This window comes from Rahnella sp. 2050 (assembly GCF_040544515.1).
GTDB classification, from domain to species: Bacteria; Pseudomonadota; Gammaproteobacteria; order Enterobacterales; family Enterobacteriaceae; genus Rahnella; species Rahnella aceris.
Genome location: NZ_JBEPKE010000011.1, coordinates 81,774 through 101,978, shown reverse-complemented (window position 1 = coordinate 101,978; position 20,205 = coordinate 81,774). Strand labels below are relative to the sequence as shown.

Annotated in this window: 18 protein-coding genes; 8 read left to right on the top strand and 10 right to left on the bottom strand. The window is 51.7% G+C overall.

Going from position 1 to position 20,205, the window contains the following annotated elements; genetic code table 11:
- Positions 1-748: 748 nt before the first annotated feature.
- The 6 genes from ABIC79_RS24175 to ABIC79_RS24150 form a co-directional block, all read right to left on the bottom strand.
- Positions 749-1,552 (bottom strand): FRG domain-containing protein, encoded by an 804-nt coding sequence (locus ABIC79_RS24175; RefSeq protein ID WP_121019247.1) that lies wholly within the window; start codon positions 1,550-1,552, stop codon positions 749-751.
- The gene (locus tag ABIC79_RS24170) at positions 1,543-1,863 is read right to left on the bottom strand and encodes a hypothetical protein (protein WP_121019246.1); all 321 of its coding nucleotides are present in this window, start codon (positions 1,861-1,863) and stop codon (positions 1,543-1,545) included. Before ABIC79_RS24170 ends, ABIC79_RS24175 begins: the two co-directional genes overlap by 10 nt.
- An 85-nt stretch (positions 1,864-1,948) precedes the next feature.
- Entirely contained in the window at positions 1,949-2,314 is a 366-nt protein-coding gene (locus ABIC79_RS24165; protein WP_121019245.1) for a bleomycin resistance protein, read from the bottom strand.
- A gap of 161 nt (positions 2,315-2,475) precedes the next feature.
- Positions 2,476-3,585 carry a porin OmpC gene (ompC, locus tag ABIC79_RS24160; protein ID WP_015690049.1) on the bottom strand — a complete coding sequence of 370 codons (1,110 nt, stop codon included), beginning with the start codon at positions 3,583-3,585 and terminating at the stop codon, positions 2,476-2,478.
- 446 nt (positions 3,586-4,031) lie between these two features.
- Positions 4,032-4,319, bottom strand: a complete 288-nt coding sequence (locus ABIC79_RS24155) for a hypothetical protein (protein ID WP_013575869.1) — start codon at positions 4,317-4,319, stop codon at positions 4,032-4,034.
- On the bottom strand, positions 4,312-4,827 hold the full coding sequence (locus ABIC79_RS24150) for a GNAT family N-acetyltransferase (RefSeq protein WP_013575870.1): 516 nt from the start codon (positions 4,825-4,827) through the stop codon (positions 4,312-4,314). Before ABIC79_RS24150 ends, ABIC79_RS24155 begins: the two co-directional genes overlap by 8 nt.
- 280 nt (positions 4,828-5,107) lie before the next feature.
- Between ABIC79_RS24150 and ybjG the strand changes: the two genes are divergently transcribed.
- Positions 5,108-5,713, top strand: a complete 606-nt coding sequence (ybjG, locus tag ABIC79_RS24145) for an undecaprenyl-diphosphate phosphatase (protein WP_013575871.1) — start codon at positions 5,108-5,110, stop codon at positions 5,711-5,713.
- A 71-nt stretch (positions 5,714-5,784) separates the two neighbouring features.
- On the opposite strand, the gene ABIC79_RS24140 is transcribed toward ybjG, so the two are convergent.
- The gene (locus ABIC79_RS24140; RefSeq protein WP_013575872.1) at positions 5,785-6,996 is read right to left on the bottom strand and encodes a serine hydrolase; all 1,212 of its coding nucleotides are present in this window, start codon (positions 6,994-6,996) and stop codon (positions 5,785-5,787) included.
- 308 nt (positions 6,997-7,304) lie between these two features.
- Between ABIC79_RS24140 and ABIC79_RS24135 the strand changes: the two genes are divergently transcribed.
- Both ABIC79_RS24135 and ABIC79_RS24130 read left to right on the top strand, forming a co-directional pair.
- Positions 7,305-7,646, top strand: coding sequence for a GlpM family protein (locus tag ABIC79_RS24135; RefSeq protein WP_013575873.1), 342 nt, complete (start codon positions 7,305-7,307; stop codon positions 7,644-7,646).
- Between the two features lie 92 nt (positions 7,647-7,738).
- On the top strand, positions 7,739-8,452 hold the full coding sequence (locus ABIC79_RS24130; RefSeq protein WP_013575874.1) for an HAD family hydrolase: 714 nt from the start codon (positions 7,739-7,741) through the stop codon (positions 8,450-8,452).
- 3 nt (positions 8,453-8,455) lie between these two features.
- Here ABIC79_RS24130 and ABIC79_RS24125 read toward each other — a convergent pair whose 3' ends face one another.
- Positions 8,456-9,379: a LysR family transcriptional regulator gene (locus ABIC79_RS24125; protein WP_013575875.1), complete on the bottom strand. Its 924-nt coding sequence runs from the start codon at positions 9,377-9,379 to the stop codon at positions 8,456-8,458.
- Positions 9,380-9,535: 156 nt separating this feature from the next.
- Here ABIC79_RS24125 and ABIC79_RS24120 point away from each other — a divergent pair, with 156 nt between their 5' ends.
- Complete coding sequence (locus tag ABIC79_RS24120; RefSeq protein WP_126124948.1) at positions 9,536-10,957, top strand: M20 family metallopeptidase; 1,422 nt, start codon at positions 9,536-9,538, stop codon at positions 10,955-10,957.
- Positions 10,954-12,237 carry an MFS transporter gene (locus tag ABIC79_RS24115; protein WP_037034447.1) on the top strand — a complete coding sequence of 428 codons (1,284 nt, stop codon included), beginning with the start codon at positions 10,954-10,956 and terminating at the stop codon, positions 12,235-12,237. Before ABIC79_RS24120 ends, ABIC79_RS24115 begins: the two co-directional genes overlap by 4 nt.
- A 66-nt stretch (positions 12,238-12,303) precedes the next feature.
- On the opposite strand, the gene ABIC79_RS24110 is transcribed toward ABIC79_RS24115, so the two are convergent.
- Positions 12,304-13,455 carry a PQQ-dependent sugar dehydrogenase gene (locus ABIC79_RS24110; protein WP_250980899.1) on the bottom strand — a complete coding sequence of 384 codons (1,152 nt, stop codon included), beginning with the start codon at positions 13,453-13,455 and terminating at the stop codon, positions 12,304-12,306.
- A 318-nt stretch (positions 13,456-13,773) separates the two neighbouring features.
- Here ABIC79_RS24110 and ABIC79_RS24105 point away from each other — a divergent pair, with 318 nt between their 5' ends.
- The 3 genes from ABIC79_RS24105 (at position 13,774) to yicI (ending at position 18,785) form a co-directional block, all read left to right on the top strand.
- Positions 13,774-14,847 (top strand): sugar ABC transporter substrate-binding protein, encoded by a 1,074-nt coding sequence (locus ABIC79_RS24105; RefSeq protein WP_013575879.1) that lies wholly within the window; start codon positions 13,774-13,776, stop codon positions 14,845-14,847.
- Positions 14,848-15,062: 215 nt separating this feature from the next.
- The gene (locus ABIC79_RS24100) at positions 15,063-16,430 is read left to right on the top strand and encodes a glycoside-pentoside-hexuronide family transporter (protein WP_126124214.1); all 1,368 of its coding nucleotides are present in this window, start codon (positions 15,063-15,065) and stop codon (positions 16,428-16,430) included.
- A gap of 30 nt (positions 16,431-16,460) precedes the next feature.
- On the top strand, positions 16,461-18,785 hold the full coding sequence (gene yicI, locus ABIC79_RS24095; RefSeq protein WP_354568714.1) for an alpha-xylosidase: 2,325 nt from the start codon (positions 16,461-16,463) through the stop codon (positions 18,783-18,785).
- Positions 18,786-18,853: 68 nt separating this feature from the next.
- On the opposite strand, the gene xylR is transcribed toward yicI, so the two are convergent.
- A complete protein-coding gene (gene xylR, locus ABIC79_RS24090; RefSeq protein ID WP_013575882.1) occupies positions 18,854-20,041 on the bottom strand; it encodes a D-xylose utilization transcriptional activator XylR in 1,188 nt (395 codons plus the stop codon).
- Between the last annotated feature and the right edge of the window lie 164 nt (positions 20,042-20,205).

The window sequence follows — 20,205 nt, the reverse complement described above, 5'->3', positions numbered from 1 at the left end:
TCTGAATTTGCGGCGGCCTGGAGAAAGGGTAATTCTGATAGTGAAGGATCCGACATTACTAAGTGAGCGTTGTATCTAATCCTGGGGGCAGGTCAAGTTCATGGGCCATATAGTCTTCAAGACAGATAACTTCTTTAGAACTGAGGGGGAGAAAATATTTGTTGGGGAGCACATCCGGCTTTCCCTGAGGTGAGTGTTATCAATACCCACCCCGGATATTCAAGGTCACAATGGCTAATAACGGCAGTATCATTTTTCGTTATCAAAATAGGGTCAGGAAAAGTAGAACTGTAATTTCTGATGACAACAGCAGCATTACTCAAGTGGTACCTCCCATTGTTCGGTGAACAACCAAATCCTACAATAGCCACCACAACGGGGGAAGACCCTTTTGTATACAGTTAAATATCCCCTTCTTTGGAGGGAATCACGCATGGCAGTCCGCAAAGTGACAACTGGTCAATAAATGTGTGAACGCTACCCTGCCAGCCGTTCTGGCTGCAGGGTGTCGAAGATGTTTGCAACTAAAGGAAAAGGTATACCATAGATGAAAACGAGAATAGGTCTGAGTCTAGCCAGGATGACACAACTAACTTTGATATAACCTTAACGGGTAAGTGATACATCTGCCTATTAGGTTTAATATAACCCACCGGTCACAATGCTTTCATTGCTTGTGGAATAATATTTTAGCGTACTTTAATTGTATAATCTCATTGAGATACTGAGTGCCAGATAAAACTTATCACTACCAGCGCTCATTACTATGACTTTCAAAACTGGTGCTGTTGGCATAACAAAACCCATCAATGTCGGGGAAAAGAGTAAATTGCCTGATGTCGAAAACCTTTTCGAGCATGACTAAGCACTCCCTCTTCATGTCCGGTGTAAGAGCAATTAGTTTTACCCATTGCGAATTTTTTTGGAATAATAAGCTTCCCTCTAGTTCATCGCTAACTCGGCTATATAAGAATTGTGCATTCTGAGCGGCAATCCTTTTCGTCACAACAGGTGGTTGCCATAATCTTGGGCACACCTCCAAGACATCATCTGGTTTCGGATCGCCTGAACCAAATATTTCATTGTAAGTTCGTAGTTCAGGCCTTCCCTCAAAGCCACGAACGCTTGCCCAATGCAGACCGAATAATAGTCCGATTTTATCTCTTTCAGAATTACAGGCAAACCAGAGGGCAACAAGCATATTTCTTGAAACGTCTACCAAACGTGTTGCTGCACCATGGTGTTGAAGCTTTGCCAGTAATTCAAAATCACAAAGCACTCGCCCATTTTCGTAATGATATCCTTGGTGTTTCGCACTACTTAGAAGCTCCCTTTCATAGTCACGCATACTCATTTCCGAAGGAAGATAACTTTTATCTTTCGCGAGCCGTCTATATGCCCCGCTATGAATAGGCCACTCAATGTTGCCTTGACCTCTCCAAAGATAGATATTTCGTGCGCCGTCTTTGTCCACAGAAGCAAACTCAATAATCTGCCAAAATTCATCAGGTGCTATCAATGGGCCGAATAACTCCGTTTCGATTAATTCCATAGTTTACCCACCACACCCTCAACCTCATGCTGAAACACATAAGGATCAGACAGCAATTCAAACTGTTCATCGTCCTGATAGGTCACGGCAACATGATAGTCATCACCGGCAAAGGCTTTTACTGCTTCGATATCCCGCCAGTAGGTTGCCAGGAAAAAATGCTCCCAGTCCCCTTGCGAAACGCTTTTGACCAAAGCGCCTAAATTGCCTTCGATACCCTGAGAATGCTGGACGCCCGTCAGTTGCAGATGTTCAGCAAATCCTGCTGCATGTTTTACGGGTACGCATCCGTGCCATGTTCTAACTATCACGTTTTCATCTCCTCAATCATATTCACTTCAATAACATAGCGAAAATTTAACGTGAGTTGAAGAGTATCTGAACGTGTTTCAGCGCTTATTTCTCATTCTCAATCACCCGCACCAGCGTGCCGTCGATATCGATCATTGCGCCCATTCTCAGCCCGAATGGCTGCATTTTTGGCTGATGAATGCACGGATGGGATTTTTTATCCTGCCCGATTCCTGCCGCCATAAACGCATCAAAAAGTGCATCGGCGTCATCAACGCGCAGGCAGCAGCTGAACCAACTGGTGAGCGGGTCGAGATCCGTGTGCAGGAAGAATTCCAGCGTAAGGGTTCCGCGGGTCATGATCAGCCAGCCGTCATCAACGTAAGTGGTAATGAATCCAAAGCTGCCATAAAAGCACTGGGTTTCTTCGAAATTACGGGAAGGAAGATTAGGGGTGGCGTAGTCGGTCATCCTGGCCTCATCAGCAGTAATGCATTGAATGTTACGCCATGATGCCTGAGTGGGAAGGATGAGGAAAGAAGGAAAAGTCAGTGAATCATCCCCTGCCAACTGGCAGGGGAATCAGACACATAGGACGCGGTTCCTGAAACTAACAGGGGCGCGCCGGCTTATCAGAACTGATAAACCAGACCGACGGCTACAATGTCATCGGTATTGATGCCGGCGTCGCGGGTCAGGCGGGTGTCATCCATCAGATTGATTTTATAATCAACGTAGGTGAGCATGTTTTTGTTGAAGAAGTATGACGCGCCTACATCAACATATTTAGTCAGGTTCTGGTTGCTGTAACCCGGAACATTTCGGGCATGTGATTGTACATACGCAATCGAAGGACGCAGACCAAAATCGAACTGGTACTGTGCAACGGCTTCAAAGTTTTGTGCTTTATCCGCGTAACCGTAAGCCGTGCTGCCCGCTTTACCGAAACGGTTGGCGTTGTAGCTCTGGGTGTACATTGCTGCCAGATAGATATTGTTTGCGTCGTATTTCAGGCCGCCGCTGTAAGCCGTTGCCTTATCACCGTTACCAATGATTGCCGGATTGTTACGGCCATTTTGTTCGCTGGTACGATCAGACGCCATCATCGCTGCTGCTGCGCTGAAACCTTCGCCCAGATCATATGTCAGGGACATGCCGTAGCCGTCACCATTCTGCGCCAGGACATCGCGGCCATTGTTAGATTCAGTCGCACTGCCATTTTTGCCCTGATACTGCACCGCCACATCCAGTCCATCGACCACGCCGAAGAAATCTTTGTTGCGGTATGTCAGTACACCGTTCGCACGCTGGAACATGAAGTTGTCCGCGCCGTAGGTATCGCCACCGAACTCAGGCAAAACATCCGTCCATGCTGCCACGTCATACATCACGCCGTAGTTACGACCGTAATCCAGTGAGCCCCACTGACCGAATTTCAGACCGGCAAAACCTACGCGGGTGAAATTGTTTGCATCTTCACTTTCTGCAGTATTCAGGGAAGCCTGATATTCCCACTCACCGTAACCGGTCAGTTCATTATTGATTTGAGTCTCACCACGGAAACCTAAACGCATATATGACTGGTCACCGTCAGCGCTGTCATCGTTGGAGAAATAATGCAGGCCGTCGACTTTACCGAACAGATCGAGTTTATTACCGTCTTTATTATAAATTTCGGCAGCGCCAGCAGTGCCAGCCATCATCAGTGCGGGAATTACCAGAGAAAGCGCGCGTAATTTCATCATCAATATCCTTGATTATTTATAAACTGTTTAAATTTCCGTCCGGCAATTTTATTATCCGCCACCATGAAGTTATATTTCTCCTTCGGGCCGGACAGATGGGCGTAAAAATAAACGAGGGTAAGTTTCGTTGCAACCAGAAAAATTTTGAAATACCTTTCGTTTGGTGTTTGTTTAAGTTTAAAACTGCCCACAACACAATAATAAGACAATTAAAAACATACAGTTACGGCATTGTTTGACCTGGAGTGATTTCATATCATTCTCACAGTGATATTTAAATCCTATAATAATTTCACCGCGATACTATGGCATGAAAACATAATTCACAGAATTCAGCCTGTTCTCTGTCATGTTTTGTATTTTTCTAAAAATAAGGTTGCATTAAGGACAACAAAAAGCCCCTGAAATAGGGGCTGTAGATGACTATTCGCAAGAACAGGTTATTACATAATCCGTTCGAGGCGCTGGCCTTTACCGCCTAAACGCCCGTCGGTCTGATTCCATTCCTTTTCGTACGCCTGATAGGCAAATACAAATGCCTGATGACCATCTTCAAATAGCTGGTCAGGACGTCTATGCCAGCCGGAATAAGCATCGTAGCGCAAAATCTCATAGCCACCGTCAACCGGGTGGAGAAGGTAGGTATAATGTTCACAAAATTCCGGCGCATAAGGAATATCCTCCCCTGCTTCCAGTGTGATAAACAGACCGCCGAGGCGTAATTTAATCATTGATATCCTTTTTCATGATCCACAACCGGGTGGTTTGGGTGGCGGTGACATATGTCGTCTCAGCCGCCAGATGCATCCCCTGACGCTGATAAAATCCGATGGCGGGCAAATTACTTTGCAACACATCAAGCCAGAGAACGGGCTGGTTACGCGCTCTTGCCACACGTTCGGCGAAGGCAAAAACTTCAGATCCCAAACCACGCGAACGGTTCAGCGGGGTGAAGTACAGTTTGCATAACTTCGCCCCCTGACCTTCTGCAACGTCCAGCGGCGTATTAAAATTCAGTCTGGCGAAACCGACCGCCTCACCGTTATCCTGCGCAACCAGCCAGCAGCAATCCGGACTTTCCAGGCTCAGGGCTAGCGCCTCATCACCAAAATCCTCCTCCAGGAAAGCATTCAGTTCGTCCCCGCTTTGCCATAAACTACCAAAATAATGGCGATAGGTCTCCCGCCCCAGGCGCTGCAACAGGCTTAAATCGCCGATATCAGCCTCACGAATCTCCATTCTGACACTCTCCTGTGAAATCACTCGTTACCGTATTCAGACTTTGTCTGTCCCCCGCTCAGGCGGTATGACCACCCGCTTAAGGCTTCCTTAAGTTCTTCTCTTTACACTCTATTTCATCGTGAAACTATACCGTTATTCAATGAATGCGGATATTCAGACGAGACCCCTTTACCTGCAGGGCAGCACAAATTAACGTATCTGAAATTTTTTCGTCCTGTCAGCAAGTTACCGGATTCTTTTGATGGCTATTTTGGCCTGTATAAATGAGGGTAGTATTATGGAGCAACTAAATCATTTGATTTTTCTATGGATTAACGCCACACCGGATTCGCCGAAAGCGCTGATTCAGCTGGCCACTTTTCTGGCTAATGACCTGATTATGATTGTCCCGCTGCTGATTATCGGCCTGTGGCTATGGGGCCATCAGGAGCGTATCGATAAGCAACGCGAAATGATCAGTAAGACAGCCATTGCGCTTCTTTTTGCGATGACAACGGCTAAAACGTTTTCCATGTTGTTCCCTCATGCCCGTCCTTTTGTGGAAGGTTTTGGTTATAACTTCCTGCATCATTCACCGGATGATTCCTTCCCGAGTGATCACGGTACAGTCAGTTTCACCTTCGCGCTGGCCTTCCTGTTCTGGCACCGTATCTGGTCAGGCGCTTTACTGATGGTAACCGCCTTGTCGATCGCCTGGTCACGCGTTTACCTTGGCGTGCACTGGCCGCTGGATATGCTGGGCGGCTTCCTGGTAGGTATGCTGGGGTGCCTGTTCGCGCAACTGGTGTGGAACTTGTTCGGCGAACCGATTAATGCCCTGATGTGCAAGGTTTACCGTTTCGGTTTTGCTTTCCCGATCAAGAAAGGTTGGGTTCAGCACTGATCCCCTGCTCCGTTATTCAAAGCATAAAAAAACGAGGCTACCTGAGCCTCGTTTTTTATGTCAGCAGATTATCATTTGCCGAAAATACTGCCCCACAATCCACTGATCTTCATCATCACGAAGTCCCAGATACGGCCAATAAAACCGGTTTCTTTCACTTCCTGCAACGCCACCAGAGGACGCTGTTCGATGACCTTGCCGTCCAGACTGAAATCTACTGTACCCACTACCTGATTTTTCGCCAGCGGTGCTTCAAGCTGCGGACTGGTCAGATTGAAACTGGCCTTGAGATTCTTCAGCTGGCCTTTAGGCATGGTCAGCGAGGCATTTTCAGCCACGCCGAGTGGCACCATTTTCTCCTCACCAAACCAGACACGCTGGCTGGTAAAGGCATCACCCGCCTTGATTGGCGTGAGCGTTTCATAGAAACGGAAACCCCAGGTCAACAGGCTTTCGCTTTCATTAAAACGGATCCTGTCGCTTGGCGCCCCCATCACCACAGCGATTAAACGCATGCCGGTGGAATCGCTGGCGGAAGAAACCAGATTGTAGCCCGCGCCCGACGTGTAACCGGTTTTGATGCCGTCAACGTTCAGGTTAGAGCTCCACAACAGGCGGTTGCGGTTAATCTGCTTGATGTGATTGAAGGTGAATTCTTTTTCTTTGTGCAGCGCATATTCATCCGGCGTATCGCGGATCAGCGCCTGCGACAACAGGGCCATGTCAGTAGCGGAGGTATATTGCCCGTCCGCATCCAGCCCGTGAACGGTTTTAAAATGGGTGTTTTGCAGTTTCAGCTGTTCGGCATAGCGATTCATCAGGTTGACGAATGAATCCTGGCTGCCCGCCACAAAATCCGCCAGCGCAATACTGGCGTCGTTACCTGACTGGATCACAATACCTTTGTTAAGCTCAGAAACTGGCACGCGGTCACCCGGTTTGAGGAACATCAGCGAGGAGCCGCGCAGCACCGGATTGCCGGTCGCCCAGGCGTCATTACCGACGGAAACCAGATCATCTGATTTGATTTTGCCGGATTTGATCGCCTGCCCGACCACATAGCTGACCATGATTTTACTCAGGCTGGCAGGGTCAAGACGCGCATCGGGATTAGATTCCGTCAGGATCTTCCCGCTGTTGTAATCCATAAGTACCCAGGATTTCGCGTTAATCTGCGGCGCGACCGGGGCGTTATCCGCCTGAGCGGCAGGCAGCGCCAGCAGCAATACTCCACCGCCCAGCGCGTAAATGAAAGTCCGTTTGAATTGGGAAGAAATTGTCATAGGTATCAGCGCTTTTGTCCGGGTAACTGAAATTTATCTTATCTTTCAATCAGATTGTGCAACTCTGTCAGAGGTAAAACCTACTGCTTTCCGGGTCGGGAATAAACCTAAATAGTGTAAAGATCTTAAGAATAGTAGAGTTTTCCGCTGCTTGCGCAGATTCAACTGACGATAAAAACAGCAGTAAGCACTTGACCATTCCATCCGGCTGGGGCAGTTTGTCTGTAAATCACATACAAAATACCTATAACAATAAAGGGCTTATTCACCACAGAAATCAATGCGAGTGAACAGGCGCAGGGGCATCAATGACAGGTCTGGTGGTAAAAGCGCTGATTGGCGCACTGGTTGTGATTCTGATCGGCGTGTTGTCTAAAACCCGCAATTATTACATTGCCGGACTGGTTCCGCTGTTCCCCACTTTTGCGCTGATTGCCCATTATATCGTCGGCACCGAACGCAGCATTGAAGCCCTGCGCACCACCATTATTTTCGGACTGTGGGCCGTTATCCCTTACATGGTGTATCTGATTTCTCTGTATTTCTTCATCGGCTCGATGAAACTCCCCTACGCCCTGTTTGGCGCCGTGGTCTGCTGGTCACTGGCAGCATGGTTGCTGATAAGCCTGTGGACTCGCTTTCACGCCTGATGAAGATCGCGTGACAATGTTGTTCACAAAACACTCAATATTTGAAATTGCGCTACGCTGAATGAAGGCTTTCAGATGAGGGAATCCGCCCCATGGATCTCGCAATATTTGAACTCGACCACACGCTGATTTGCGATGACAGCCACAATCTGTGGTTGCACTGGCTGGTTTCGCAGGGCTACACCCCCCGCGATGAACTCAGTCATTACCGGCTGAATGCCGTTCATCAGCACAATACTCCGGCCAGCGGTGTTATTTGCCCGCAAACCACCGAGCGTTACCGCCGCTATCTTTCTCAGACGTTACAGCCCATGAGCGGCCTGAACTGTGCCACCGTGGCGAACTGGGTTCAGCGGTTTATCCATCGGGATATCATGCCACGGGTTTATCCGCAGGCGCGTGAACGGCTCGACTGGCACCGTATGCGCGGGGATGAAATCCTGATTATCTCCGCATCGGGCGACCATCTGGTCATGCCGGTCGCCCGACGTCTGGGTGCGAATGCCGGACTCGGGCTGCAAGCCGGCATCGTTAACCAGCGTTTCAGCGGCAGGGTCGAAGGTAAACTGACCTTTCATGAGGGGCGTCTTGAGCGCTTAAAACTGTGGCTGGAGAATCGCGAGCCGACGTTCTATCAGCAAATTTTCGCCTACAGCCATACGCTTTATGATCAGCCTTTGCTGGAGTTTGCCGATGTCGCTACGGTCATTAATGCCAGCGAGCCCCTGCAAAAGCTCGCTGCTGCAAAAGGCTGGCACAACCTGCACTGGTCACGCTATGCGCATCGGCAACAAGACGCATGCTGACGGCTACAGCCGGAAATCACGAATAAAATTCTCGTTTTCACGCGTCAGTTCATCACGAATAAAATCGATGAACTGACTCAGTGCCGCCGGACGCCGCTTGCCTGCCGGTGACTGCAACTGCAACGTACGCTGACTCAGTTGTTCAATATTCACCGGTTTCACCCGCAAATTGTCGCGGCGCGCTTTGTACATAATGGAAAAATGGCTGCATGCCGCAATCGCGCCCGGTGTCTGCACCATAAAATCGTACAACGTCGAGAAACGGTTACAACTCACCGCAGGCTCAAGAAAAATGCCGCTCATCCGGCAGGACAAATCAAACAACTGGCGGATGGTGCTGCCCTGCTCGTTCATCGCCAGCGGGTACGGGTGCAAATCCGTCAGCAGCACCTCAGATTCCGCCAGCGGATGATCCGGACGCATCACCATGCGCACCGGCGCGGGAAAAGACGCCAGAATATCCACACCGCGCTCCGCCGCCAGACTGAACTGCAACGCCAGTTCCACTTCGCCGTTGTGGATCATCTCCGACACTTCCACCGCCGTGCCGACGTTGAGATAAAACATCACACCCGGATTGTTCAGCCGGAACTGTGAAAACAGCTGCGGCAGCAAATCAAACGCCAGCCCGTCGGTGCAGGCCATGCGGATCACCGTGCGGCGTACCGCGTTCAGCCCCTGGATTTCTGCCATGGCGTGTTCCATGTCCATCATGCTTTTGCGCACATGGTTTTCCAGAATTTGTCCGGCATCATTCAGCACCATGCCGCGGGCATGACGCTCAAAAAGCGGCGCACCGATACGTTCTTCGAGGCGCTGGATCTGGCGACTGATGGCAGACACTGCGACAAATAATTGCTTACTCGCCGCACTCAGCGAACCGGTGTTTGCCACTACCAGGAAGTAGCGAATTTCCGTACTTTGCATGGCCGTATTGCCTCATAACTGTGCAGACAAGCATTACAATAAAAGCAACGCTAAGTTGCAATTATTATTATTGTGGCAACGCTTGCGCCGCGCGTAGAGTGAAACTGCTAAAAAAACCAACAATAAATCCTCAAAACATTAAAAAGCAGGTTATTCATGACAGCGGAAAATATCGTTGAACAGGCATTAGCCTGGTTCGATCAGGGTGAATACAAAAGAACACTGGCACGCAGGGTGGCTATTGCCACCGAAAGCCAGAGCAATCAGCGAGACGCTGAACTGGCACGTTATCTCGATGAAGAGATTAAACCGGCACTTTCAGCGATGGGTTTCAGCCTGCTCAGCGTGGAAAATCCTCATGCCGCCAACCGTCCTTTCCTGATTGCTACACGCATTGAAGACAGCGAATTGCCCACCATACTGAGCTATGGCCACGGCGACGTGGTGTTCGGCGACGATGAAAACTGGCGCAGTGATTTGTCGCCATGGGCGCTGAAAGAAGAAGGTGACCGCTGGTACGGACGCGGCAGCGCCGACAACAAAGGCCAGCACAGCGTTAATATCGCGGCACTGGAACAAATCTTCAAAGCACGTGGTGGCCGTCTCGGCTTTAACTGCAAACTGCTGTTCGAAATGGGTGAAGAAATCAGCTCGCCGGGGCTGGCCGAACTGTGCCGCGATTATCACGACCAACTCAGCGCCGACATTTTCCTGGCCTCCGACGGCCCGCGCCTGAGTGCTGTGCGCCCGACGCTGTTCCTCGGCTCGCGGGGTGCGGTCAATTTCCGTCTGACCATCAATGCCCGCGACAACGCCTATCACTCCGGCAACTGGGGCGGTCTGCTGACCAATCCCGGCATTCAGCTGGCCAATGCGCTGGCCTCGCTGGTCAGTCAGCAGGGGCAGCTGCAGGTGGAAGCGCTTAAACCGCCTGCAGTCAGTGAGGCAGTGCGAGAAATTCTCCGTGATGTTGACGTCGGTGGCGGCGAAAGTGATCCGCAGATCGACCCGGACTGGGGAGAAGCCGGTCTGACGCCAGCCGAGCGTTTGTATGCCTGGAATACGCTGGAAGTGCTGTCATTCCTGACCGGTAATCCGCAGCGCCCGATGAACGCGATTCCCGGCAACGCCACGGCAGTGTGTCAGCTACGGTTTGTGGTCGGCACTGACTGGCAAAACCTGGCGAAACACGTGCGTGACCATCTTGATGCACAGGGTTTCCCACAGGTTGAAGTGGAATTTATGCGCGGTTCACCGGCCACCCGTTTCGACCCGACCGACCCGCTGGTCGGCTGGGCGCTGAACATCATGCAGCAAACTACCGGCAAAAAACCGGCGCTGCTACCGAACCTCGGCGGTTCACTGCCCAACGACGTTTTTGCCGATATTCTCGGCCTGCCGACGTTGTGGGTTCCGCATTCGTATCCGGCCTGCGGTCAGCATGGCGTCAACGAGCACATGTTGATTTCCGTCGCCCGCGAGGGGCTGGCGATCATGACCCGTCTGTTATGGGATTTCGGCGAGCATGGTACCGCCCTGCTCGCTCAGCATATTGATCACGCCGGAGGTGCCAAATGAGCCAGTTAACGGCGTCATCCCATACAACCGGCAACGCGACAGAAAAGCCAAGCCTGATGAAAACCCTCTTTGCGACCTGTATCGGTAACGCGCTGGAATGGTTTGATATCGCGATTTACGGTTTTTTCGCCAGCTACATTGCTCACGCCTATTTTCCGACATCCGATCCGACCGTTTCCCTGTTACTGACGTTTGGCAGTTTCGGCGTGTCATTCCTGATCCGCCCGCTCGGCGCGGTTGTGCTGGGTGCGTATGCCGACAAACACGGACGCAAAGCCTCACTGTTGCTGTCCATCAGCCTGATGATGATCGGCGGCCTGATTATCGTTATCACGCCGTCTTACGGAACCATCGGCATGGCGGCTCCGTTGTTAATCCTGGCAGCTCGTCTGATTCAGGGCTTCTCGGCAGGCGGTGAATTCGGCAGTTCGACGGCCTTTCTGGTCGAGCACTTCCCGGAACGCAAAGCGTTTATCGCCAGCTGGCAGTTCGCGACACAGGGTGCGAGTACGCTGCTGGCATCGGCATTCGGGCTGGGCTTATCGGCAGTGCTGAGTGAAACACAACTGCAGGACTGGGGATGGCGTATTCCGTTTATCTTCGGGCTGCTGATCGGGCCGGTCGGTTTATACATCCGCCGTCATATCCGGGAATCGGAAAGTTTCAGCAAGGCCGAGAAAACCGCGTCGCCACTGAAAGAAATCGTGCGTGCGCAAAAAGGCCTGTTCTTTACCGCGATTGGCCTGATGGTGGTGTCTACTGCCATCAACTATATGCTGAACTACGTACCGACATATGCCACCAAAACACTGCATCTGCCTGCTTCGGCGGGGTTCAGCGCCACACTGGCAGCCGGGATTATCCTGACGGTAGTAACGCCCGTTATGGGCCTGTGGGCGGAGAAAATTGGCCGTCTGCCGCTGATGTGGGGATCGCTTATTCTGCTGTTGCTGACCGTGTATCCGGCGTTCTGGCTGATGCTGCAACACACATCAGCGATGTCCTTGCTGTTGCTGATAAGCTGGCTGGCACTACTGAAATCGGTGTATTTCTCCACCGTGCCGTCGATGATGGCTGACCTGTTCCCGATCACCACCCGCGCCAGCGGGATGGCGATCAGCTACAACGTCGCCGTAACCGTGTTTGGTGGCTTCGCGCCATTCATCTGTACATTGCTGATTTCCGCCACCGGCAGCAGTCTGGCACCGGGCTACTACCTGATGATGGTCGGGTTGCTCAGCGTCTGGGCCCTGTTCAAGGCGCAAAGAACGCAACGCTGATTGCGCTGACTGAAACTGAGGCGGGCTGAAATAGCCCGCCTTTTTATTGAGTTAACCCTTCAGGACTTAACCCTGCGGTGCCACCTTCAGCAACTTGCCATCGCGATCGTCGGTCAGCACATACACAAATCCGTCTGCACCCACCTGCACTTCGCGGATCCGTTCCTTACGGTCACTGAGTAAACGCTCTTCATGCGTGACTTTTTCGCCGTCGAGCGTCAGGCGGATCAGCGATTCTCCTGCCAGCGCACCGATAAACAGCGAGTTTTTCCATTGCGGGAATTTTTGCACGTTATAGAACGCCATACCGCTTAATGCCGGTGAAACTTCCCAGTAATAAATCGGATCTTCCGCCCCCGCTAATGTGGTGCCTTTGGCTTCGGGGATCGGCTGCCCGGAATAGTTAATCCCGAAGGTTGCCAGCGGCCAGCCGTAGTTTTTACCCGCTTTCAGCAGATTCACTTCATCGCCGCCACGCGGACCGTGTTCGGTTTCCCACAACACCCCGCTCCACGGATTAACTGCCAGTCCCTGCGGATTACGGTTGCCGAAAGTCCAGATTTCCGGCTTCGCACTTTTGTCCTGAACAAACGGATTATCCTGCGGCACGCCGCCTTCCGGTGTCAGACGCAAAATCTTGCCCTGCAACTGATTCAGATGCTGGGCGTTGATGCGCTGATTATTGTCACCGGTCGTCAGGAAAATATTTCCCTTCTGATCGAAGGCGATGCGCCCGCCGAGATTAATACCGCTTTGCAACGCCGGTTGCTGTACGAAAATGACCTTAAAATTCGTCAGGATTTTATTGTCCGCCGTCAACGTGCCATAGCCCAGCGCAGCATGCGGTTCACCTTTTTCACCGGGCTGCGCAAAGGTGAGATACACCCGGCGGTTACTGGCAAAATCTGGCGACAAACGGACATCCCACAAACCGGCCTGCCCGGCGACCCACACGGCCGGTACACCTTTCAGCGGTGCGGATAATCCAACGTCCTGCTTCCAAAGTCGCAGTTGCCCGCTGCGTTCGGTAATCAGCGCCCCTTGATTATCAGGCAAAAAAGCCAGTGACCACGGGTGATCCAGCCCTTTTGCCAGTTCAGTGACCTGCGCGCTGACAAGTGGCGGCGGGACGGGGGATTTCGGCGCAGCAGAGACGTTGGTGGTTAACATCACCAGCGCAAAAGCAGGCAATAAGGTGTCGCGGAAAGAAAATGGCATAAGGCTTCTCCCGGAGGCTGTATTAGAGGAATGAACAATCAATGTAAAAATCGCAGACAAAAATTCAGTTTAGGCCATGTGCCTGATTTTGCTCAGAGGCTGCGCATCCGCTATAACCCACAGGAATAACAACACTGTTAAATATAATAACAACAAAGCATTCCTTCTTTCGTAACATACCGGTAAACTGCTCCGACAGAATAGACGTCCAGACAGACAGACTTCTGTACATCCTCAATCTGGAAAGCCGCATTGCCTTCCCGGATTTACCAAAAAAAACACCAGAAAAAACATCGCGTCCGACGGAGCTGTTCAATAATGAAAAAAATATCCGCATCCCTGCTGGCATTAAGCCTGTTTTCCACTGTACCGGCCTTCGCTGCCGGTGAAACACCTGCGCCCGTTCCGGCGGCTATCGCCCAGCACAACGGTCCCGTGCGCATCGCAGTTATCCGTAATCTTGGCTCCGACGATAACACCACGCAGTTCCTGGCCGGTGCCATTAAACAAGGCCGCGCGCTTGGCTTTAAAGTGGATACCTTTCTGAGTAATGGCGATGACGCCAAATTTCAGGATTTCGTGAATCAGGCCATCAGCCAGAAATACGACGGCATTATCCTGTCCCAGGGACGCGGCCCGTATTCCGAAGCGCTGGCAAAACGCATTGCGGCAGCAGGTATTGCGGTTTCCGCATTTGATACCGAAGTGCCGGAAAACATTCCAGGCGTGACCGTCACCCGTCAGGACGATGCCTCACTGGCGAAAGCGTCTGTCGGCCAGCTGGTGAAAGACTTCAACGGTAAGGCTAATATCGTCAAACTGTGGGTAGCCGGTTTCCCGCCAATGGAACGCCGCCAGAAAACCTACGAAGCTATTTTGAAAGAGAATCCGGGCATTCATCAGCTGGAATCTATCGGCGCAGTGTCTTCTGACGTGCAGGGCGATACAGCGAACAAAGTCGGTGCAATCCTCGCGAAGTACCCGAAAGGTCAGATTGATGCCATCTGGGGCGCATGGGACGCCTTCAGTCAGGGCGCGTATAAAGCACTGAAAGAAAATGGCCGTACCGAGATCAAACTCTACAGCATTGATGTATCGAATCAGGATTTACAACTGATGCGCGAAAAAGGCAGCCCGTGGCAGATGACCGCTGCAGTGGATACACAGCTGATTGGCGCGGTTAACCTGCGAATTGTGGCGCTTAAAATTGCCGGTGAGAAAACCCCTGCAACCTATGAATTCCCGGCACAGACCATTCCGCAATCTCTGCTTCTCAGCCAACCGGACGGCATCAACGTGACCGGTCTAAGCAAAATCATTCCTGGCTGGGGTAAATCTGAAGATTTCACCGCACCGTGGTTTGCGACGCTGGAAGCAAAATATAAAAAATAAACATCGGAGCCTCCCGGAAACGGGAGGTTTTTTCCGCATCTATCCGCCCCGTATCAGGCTCTTCCTCCACACTTTTCCCGCTCAACTATCCTCCGTTTGCACTGTGCGATCACAGAAATAAAGAAACATAATTTCAGAAACAAAAATCTCAATAGCCTCAGGCCCCCGCCAACCGTTAAAAACGTACTCACCCTTTTCATATGGACATTGAAGCAATGAGTACAGAAATCCTTTCGGTCAAGGAAAAGATTGGATACGGATTAGGCGACGCCGCCAGTCATATCATTTTCGATAACGTCATGCTCTACATGATGTTTTTCTATACCGATATTTTCGGCATTCCTGCAGGTTATGTCGGTACGATGTTCCTGCTGGCCCGCGCACTGGACGCGATCTCAGACCCCTGCATGGGATTACTGGCAGACCGCACCCGAACGCGCTGGGGGAAATTCCGCCCTTATGTGCTGTTTGGCGCCATTCCTTTCGGCATCGTCTGCATATTCACTTACACCACGCCAGAGCTGAGCATGACCGGCAAAATGATTTACGCCGCTATCACTTATACCCTGCTGACGCTGATGTATACCGTGGTCAACATTCCTTACTGCGCCCTCGGCGGTGTGATTACCTCTAACCCGACGCAACGTATTTCACTGCAATCCTATCGCTTCGTGCTGGCCACTGCTGGCGGCATGTTAAGTACCGTGCTGATGATGCCGCTGGTTAAACTGATCGGCGGAGAAAATCAGGCGCTCGGTTATCAGGGCGGGATTGCGGTGCTGGCGATTGTTGCGGCCGTGATGCTGGCGATTTGTTTTGCCACCACCAAAGAACGTATCGATCCGGGCAAACCGACCGGCACCATGCGCGAAGATTTGCGTGATATCTGGCACAACGACCAGTGGCGTATTGTCGGCCTGCTGACCATCCTCAACATCATTGCGGTCGCGGTTCGCGGCGGCGCCATGATGTATTACGTGACGTACATTCTCGGCAATCCGGTGCTGTTCGCCTGGTTCCTTGGCGTCTATTCCGTCGGTAACCTGTTAGGCAGTGCGCTGGCAAAACCGCTGACCGACTGGAAATGTAAGGTCAGTGTTTTCTGGTGGACCAACGCCATTCTGGCGGTTCTGAGCCTCGGCATGTTCTTCCTGCCGGTGAACGGCAGCGTGCTGATGTTTATCTTCATCTTCGTTATCGGCGTTCTGCATCAGTTAGTCACACCAATTCAGTGGGTAATGATGTCCGACACCGTAGATTACGGCGAATGGAACGATGGCAAACGCCTGACCGGTATCAGCTTCGCCGGTACCCTGTTTGTTCTGAAACTCGGTCTGGCCCTGGCCGGCGCGATGATCGGCTGGATGCTGGCCGGTGCTGGTTATCAGTCCGGTGCCGCCACCCAAAATGCAGCCACCATGACCAGCATTATCGCGCTGTTCACCCTGGTTCCGGCAGTTTGCTACCTGTTGAGCGCCATCATCTGTAAACGCTATTACATTCTTCGTACCCCGCTGCTACGCCGCATTCTTGATGAAGTCGCACAAGGCATCCGCCGCAATCAGCAAGAATTTATGAAATAAATTGGATGAAGTTTAAAAGGAAGAGACATTATGAAGATCAGTGATGGTAACTGGTTGATCCAGGAAGGATTGTCACTCACACACCCGCTTCAGGTGTTTGAAGTACAACGCTCCGGTAATGAGATGGTGATTTATGCTGCGCCGAAAGATGCCTCGGAACGCGCCAGCCAACTGGACTCGCCACTGTTTACGCTGCGTTTCTTCTCGCCGCAGACCGGCGTGATGGGTGTACGTATTACTCATTTTGATGGCGAAATGGATAAAGGCCCGCATTATCCGTTAATGCAAACCGACACCCCCGAACTGCGCTTTGAAGACAACGATGAATTCGCCGCGCTGCACAGCGGTGATCTGAGTGTTCGCGTCACCAAAGGTAATAACTGGACGCTGGACTTCCTGCGCCATGGCCGACGGATCACCGGCAGTGTCGCGAAATCTAACGGCTATGTTCAGGATGCGAACTCGCATAAAACCTACATGATGGAACGCCTGGATCTGGGCGTTGGCGAAACGGTTTATGGTCTGGGTGAACGTTTCACCGCGCTGGTCAAAAATGGCCAGACTGTCGAAACCTGGAACCGCGATGGCGGCACCAGCACTGAGCAGTCTTACAAAAACATTCCGTTCTACCTGACAAACCGCGGCTACGGCGTGCTGGTAAATCATCCTGAATGTGTGTCTTTTGAAGTCGGCTCAGAAAAAGTCTCCAAAGTGCAGTTCAGCGTGGAAGGCGAATATCTCGAGTATTTCGTTATCGATGGCCCGACGCCGAAAAAAGTGCTCGATCGTTATACCCGTCTGACCGGCCGCCCTGCACTGCCACCCGCCTGGTCGTTTGGCCTGTGGCTGACCACCTCGTTTACCACCAACTATGATGAAGCGACCGTCAACAGCTTTATTGACGGCATGGCGGAACGTGAATTGCCACTGCATGTTTTCCACTTTGACTGCTTTTGGATGAAGGCTTTCCAGTGGTGTGATTTTGAATGGGATCCGCAAACTTTCCCTGATCCTCAGTGTATGTTGCAGCGCCTGAAAGCGCGCGGCCTGAAAATTTGTGTGTGGATCAACCCGTACATCGGCCAGAAATCACCGCTTTTCCGTGAAGGTAAAGAAAAAGGTTATCTGCTCAAACGCCCTGACGGCCGTGTCTGGCAGTGGGATAAATGGCAGGCTGGTATGGGCATCGTGGATTTCACTCATCCGCAGGCCGCTGAATGGTACGCGGGCCATCTGAAACGTCTGGTGGATATGGGCGTCGATTGCTTCAAAACCGACTTCGGCGAACGTATCCCAACCGACGTCGTCTGGCACGACGGCAGTGACCCGCAAAAAATGCATAATCATTACGCGTTTATGTACAACAAACTGGTATACGAAACGTTGCAGGATAAACTCGGCGCAGACGAAGCCGTGCTGTTCGCCCGTTCCGCCTCGGTGGGGGCGCAGCAATTCCCGGTTCACTGGGGCGGTGACTGCTACGCCACTTACGAGTCCATGGCTGAAAGCCTGCGTGGCGGGTTATCCATCGGATTATCCGGCTTTGGTTTCTGGAGCCACGACATTGGCGGTTTCGAAAATACTGCACCGGCGCACATCTACAAACGCTGGTGCGCATTCGGCCTGCTCTCAAGCCACAGCCGCCTGCATGGCAGCAAATCCTATCGGGTGCCGTGGGTGTATGACGATGAAGCCTGCGATGTGGTGCGCCAGTTCACGCAGCTAAAATGCCGCCTGATGCCGTATCTCTACCCCGCTTCAGCCCAGGCTGCCAGCCACGGAACACCGGTGATGCGCGCCATGGTGCTGGAGTTCCCTGACGATCCGGCATGCGATTATCTTGACCGCCAATATATGCTTGGTGATGATCTGCTGGTCGCCCCCGTTTTCAGCGAAGAAGGCGATGTCAATTTCTATCTGCCAGAAGGCCGCTGGACGCACCTTCTGAGCAACGACGTGGCCGAAGGTTCGCGCTGGCATCGTCAGCAGCATGGCTTCGACAGCCTGCCGTTATATGTTCGTCCGAATACCTTGCTGGCGCTTGGCAGTAATAATCAGAAGCCGGATTATGATTACAGCCAGCAGCCTGAATTCCATCTGTTCGAGCTGGAAGACGGCGCGGTGGCAGAAAGCGTGATCACCGATCTGAGCGGGAGAACCGTCTTCATCCTGAAAGCCGAACGGCGGGATGGCGTAATTACAGTAACCCGGGAAGGCCAGGCATCAGGCTGGACACTGTGCCTGCGCAATCAGAAATCGGTCAGGGAAGTGAGCGGTGCTGCGCAGAAAGAAGGGGCGCTGGGGATATTGCTGACCCCGGCTGCCGGTGCAGGTCCGGTGGTGATAACACTGTAATTTATTCTCTGGTATCAATGTATTCATGCCCCGTTCGTCACTGAACGGGGCATTTTTTTATGCGGCTTTCAGACATCCTGATACACGCTATCGCCATGAATGCTGCGGTACTCTTTAGGGGTCATTTCATAGCCTTTTTTGAATACCGAATAGAAATATTGCAGCGACGGATATCCGCACATCTGCGAGATCTCATTGATGGAAATCGAGGTAGCGGCCAGCAGGTTGCGGGCGCGGTCGAGTTTTTCTTCGTGGATCACGCCGTGAATCGTCTGTCCGGTTTCATCCTTAAACCGTTTCTCAAGATTAGAACGCGACATGCCGATGGCATCGAGAACCTGTTCAACCTTAATCCCTTTGCAGGCATGGTAACGGATGTAATGCATCGCCTGAATGACGGCCGGATCACGCAGTGATCGGAAATCCGTTGAGCGGCGTTCTACCACTTTTACCGGCGGTACCAGAATACGCTGTAACGGTAAATCACGCTGATCCAGCAACTGATGCAGAAGTTTCGCGGCGCGATAGCCCATCTGGCGCGTGCCCTGTACCACGGATGACAAGGCGACACGCGACAGGTAGCGCGTCAGTTCCTCATTATCGATACCAATGACGCTAAGCTTTTCTGGTACAGGAATATTCAGATGCTCGCACACCTGCAACAGATGACGTGCGCGGGCGTCGGTAACCGCAATAATGCCAGTTTGCTGCGGCAGTGTCTGGATCCAGTCCGCCAGCCGGTTCTGAGCGTGTTGCCAGTTTTCCGGTGCTGTCTCCATCCCCTGATAGACCACACCCTGATACTGTTCAGCAGACACCAGTTTTCTGAACGCGTGCTCGCGTTCCTGCGCCCAGCGCTTTCCCCCTGCATCAGGCAAACCGTAAAACGCGAAGCGGTTAATCCCCTTTTCTTTCAGATGCATAAAGGCCGCTTCAACCAGTGCGTAGTTGTCGGTAGCGATATAATGCACCGGCGGATAATCTTCTTCCTGATGATAAGACCCGCCCACCCCGACAATCGGCACATTGAGACCTTCAAGCAACGTTTCAATTTCACGGTCATCAAAATCGGCGATCACACCATCACCAAGCCAGTCTTTAATGTTGTCTATGCGACAGCGGAAATCCTCCTCAATGAAGATATCCCAGTCGCTTTGTGAGGCCTGAAGGTATTCACCCACGCCTTCGACGACCTGACGGTCATAGACTTTGTTGGCGTTAAATAACAACGTGATCCGATAACGTTTTTCAAACATGCCTGTCTCTCACCGGTTTTCTCATAGACTAAAGCCTCATTCATTTGTACTCATGAATGAGGCTGATTGGGTTGGTCAATAGCACAACGCCATGGCTTACGTAGATTTAGCTTAGTGAATTTGTGAGGTTGCTCAGACTTTCCTAAGTGACCGCCCGTCATCAC

Excerpts from the sequence above, each read along its gene's own strand:
- ABIC79_RS24175 (WP_121019247.1), bottom strand. The coding sequence starts at position 1,552 with ATGGAATTAATCGAAACGGAGTTATTCGGCCCATTGATAGCACCTGAT.
- ABIC79_RS24165 (WP_121019245.1), bottom strand. The coding sequence starts at position 2,314 with ATGACCGACTACGCCACCCCTAATCTTCCTTCCCGTAATTTCGAAGAA.
- ompC (WP_015690049.1), bottom strand. The coding sequence starts at position 3,585 with ATGAAATTACGCGCGCTTTCTCTGGTAATTCCCGCACTGATGATGGCT.
- ABIC79_RS24155 (WP_013575869.1), bottom strand. The coding sequence starts at position 4,319 with ATGATTAAATTACGCCTCGGCGGTCTGTTTATCACACTGGAAGCAGGG.
- ABIC79_RS24150 (WP_013575870.1), bottom strand. The coding sequence starts at position 4,827 with ATGGAGATTCGTGAGGCTGATATCGGCGATTTAAGCCTGTTGCAGCGC.
- ybjG (WP_013575871.1), top strand. The coding sequence starts at position 5,108 with ATGGAGCAACTAAATCATTTGATTTTTCTATGGATTAACGCCACACCG.
- ABIC79_RS24140 (WP_013575872.1), bottom strand. The coding sequence starts at position 6,996 with ATGACAATTTCTTCCCAATTCAAACGGACTTTCATTTACGCGCTGGGC.
- ABIC79_RS24135 (WP_013575873.1), top strand. The coding sequence starts at position 7,305 with ATGACAGGTCTGGTGGTAAAAGCGCTGATTGGCGCACTGGTTGTGATT.
- ABIC79_RS24130 (WP_013575874.1), top strand. The coding sequence starts at position 7,739 with ATGGATCTCGCAATATTTGAACTCGACCACACGCTGATTTGCGATGAC.
- ABIC79_RS24125 (WP_013575875.1), bottom strand. The coding sequence starts at position 9,379 with ATGCAAAGTACGGAAATTCGCTACTTCCTGGTAGTGGCAAACACCGGT.
- ABIC79_RS24120 (WP_126124948.1), top strand. The coding sequence starts at position 9,536 with ATGACAGCGGAAAATATCGTTGAACAGGCATTAGCCTGGTTCGATCAG.
- ABIC79_RS24115 (WP_037034447.1), top strand. The coding sequence starts at position 10,954 with ATGAGCCAGTTAACGGCGTCATCCCATACAACCGGCAACGCGACAGAA.
- ABIC79_RS24110 (WP_250980899.1), bottom strand. The coding sequence starts at position 13,455 with ATGCCATTTTCTTTCCGCGACACCTTATTGCCTGCTTTTGCGCTGGTG.
- ABIC79_RS24105 (WP_013575879.1), top strand. The coding sequence starts at position 13,774 with ATGAAAAAAATATCCGCATCCCTGCTGGCATTAAGCCTGTTTTCCACT.
- ABIC79_RS24100 (WP_126124214.1), top strand. The coding sequence starts at position 15,063 with ATGAGTACAGAAATCCTTTCGGTCAAGGAAAAGATTGGATACGGATTA.
- yicI (WP_354568714.1), top strand. The coding sequence starts at position 16,461 with ATGAAGATCAGTGATGGTAACTGGTTGATCCAGGAAGGATTGTCACTC.
- xylR (WP_013575882.1), bottom strand. The coding sequence starts at position 20,041 with ATGTTTGAAAAACGTTATCGGATCACGTTGTTATTTAACGCCAACAAA.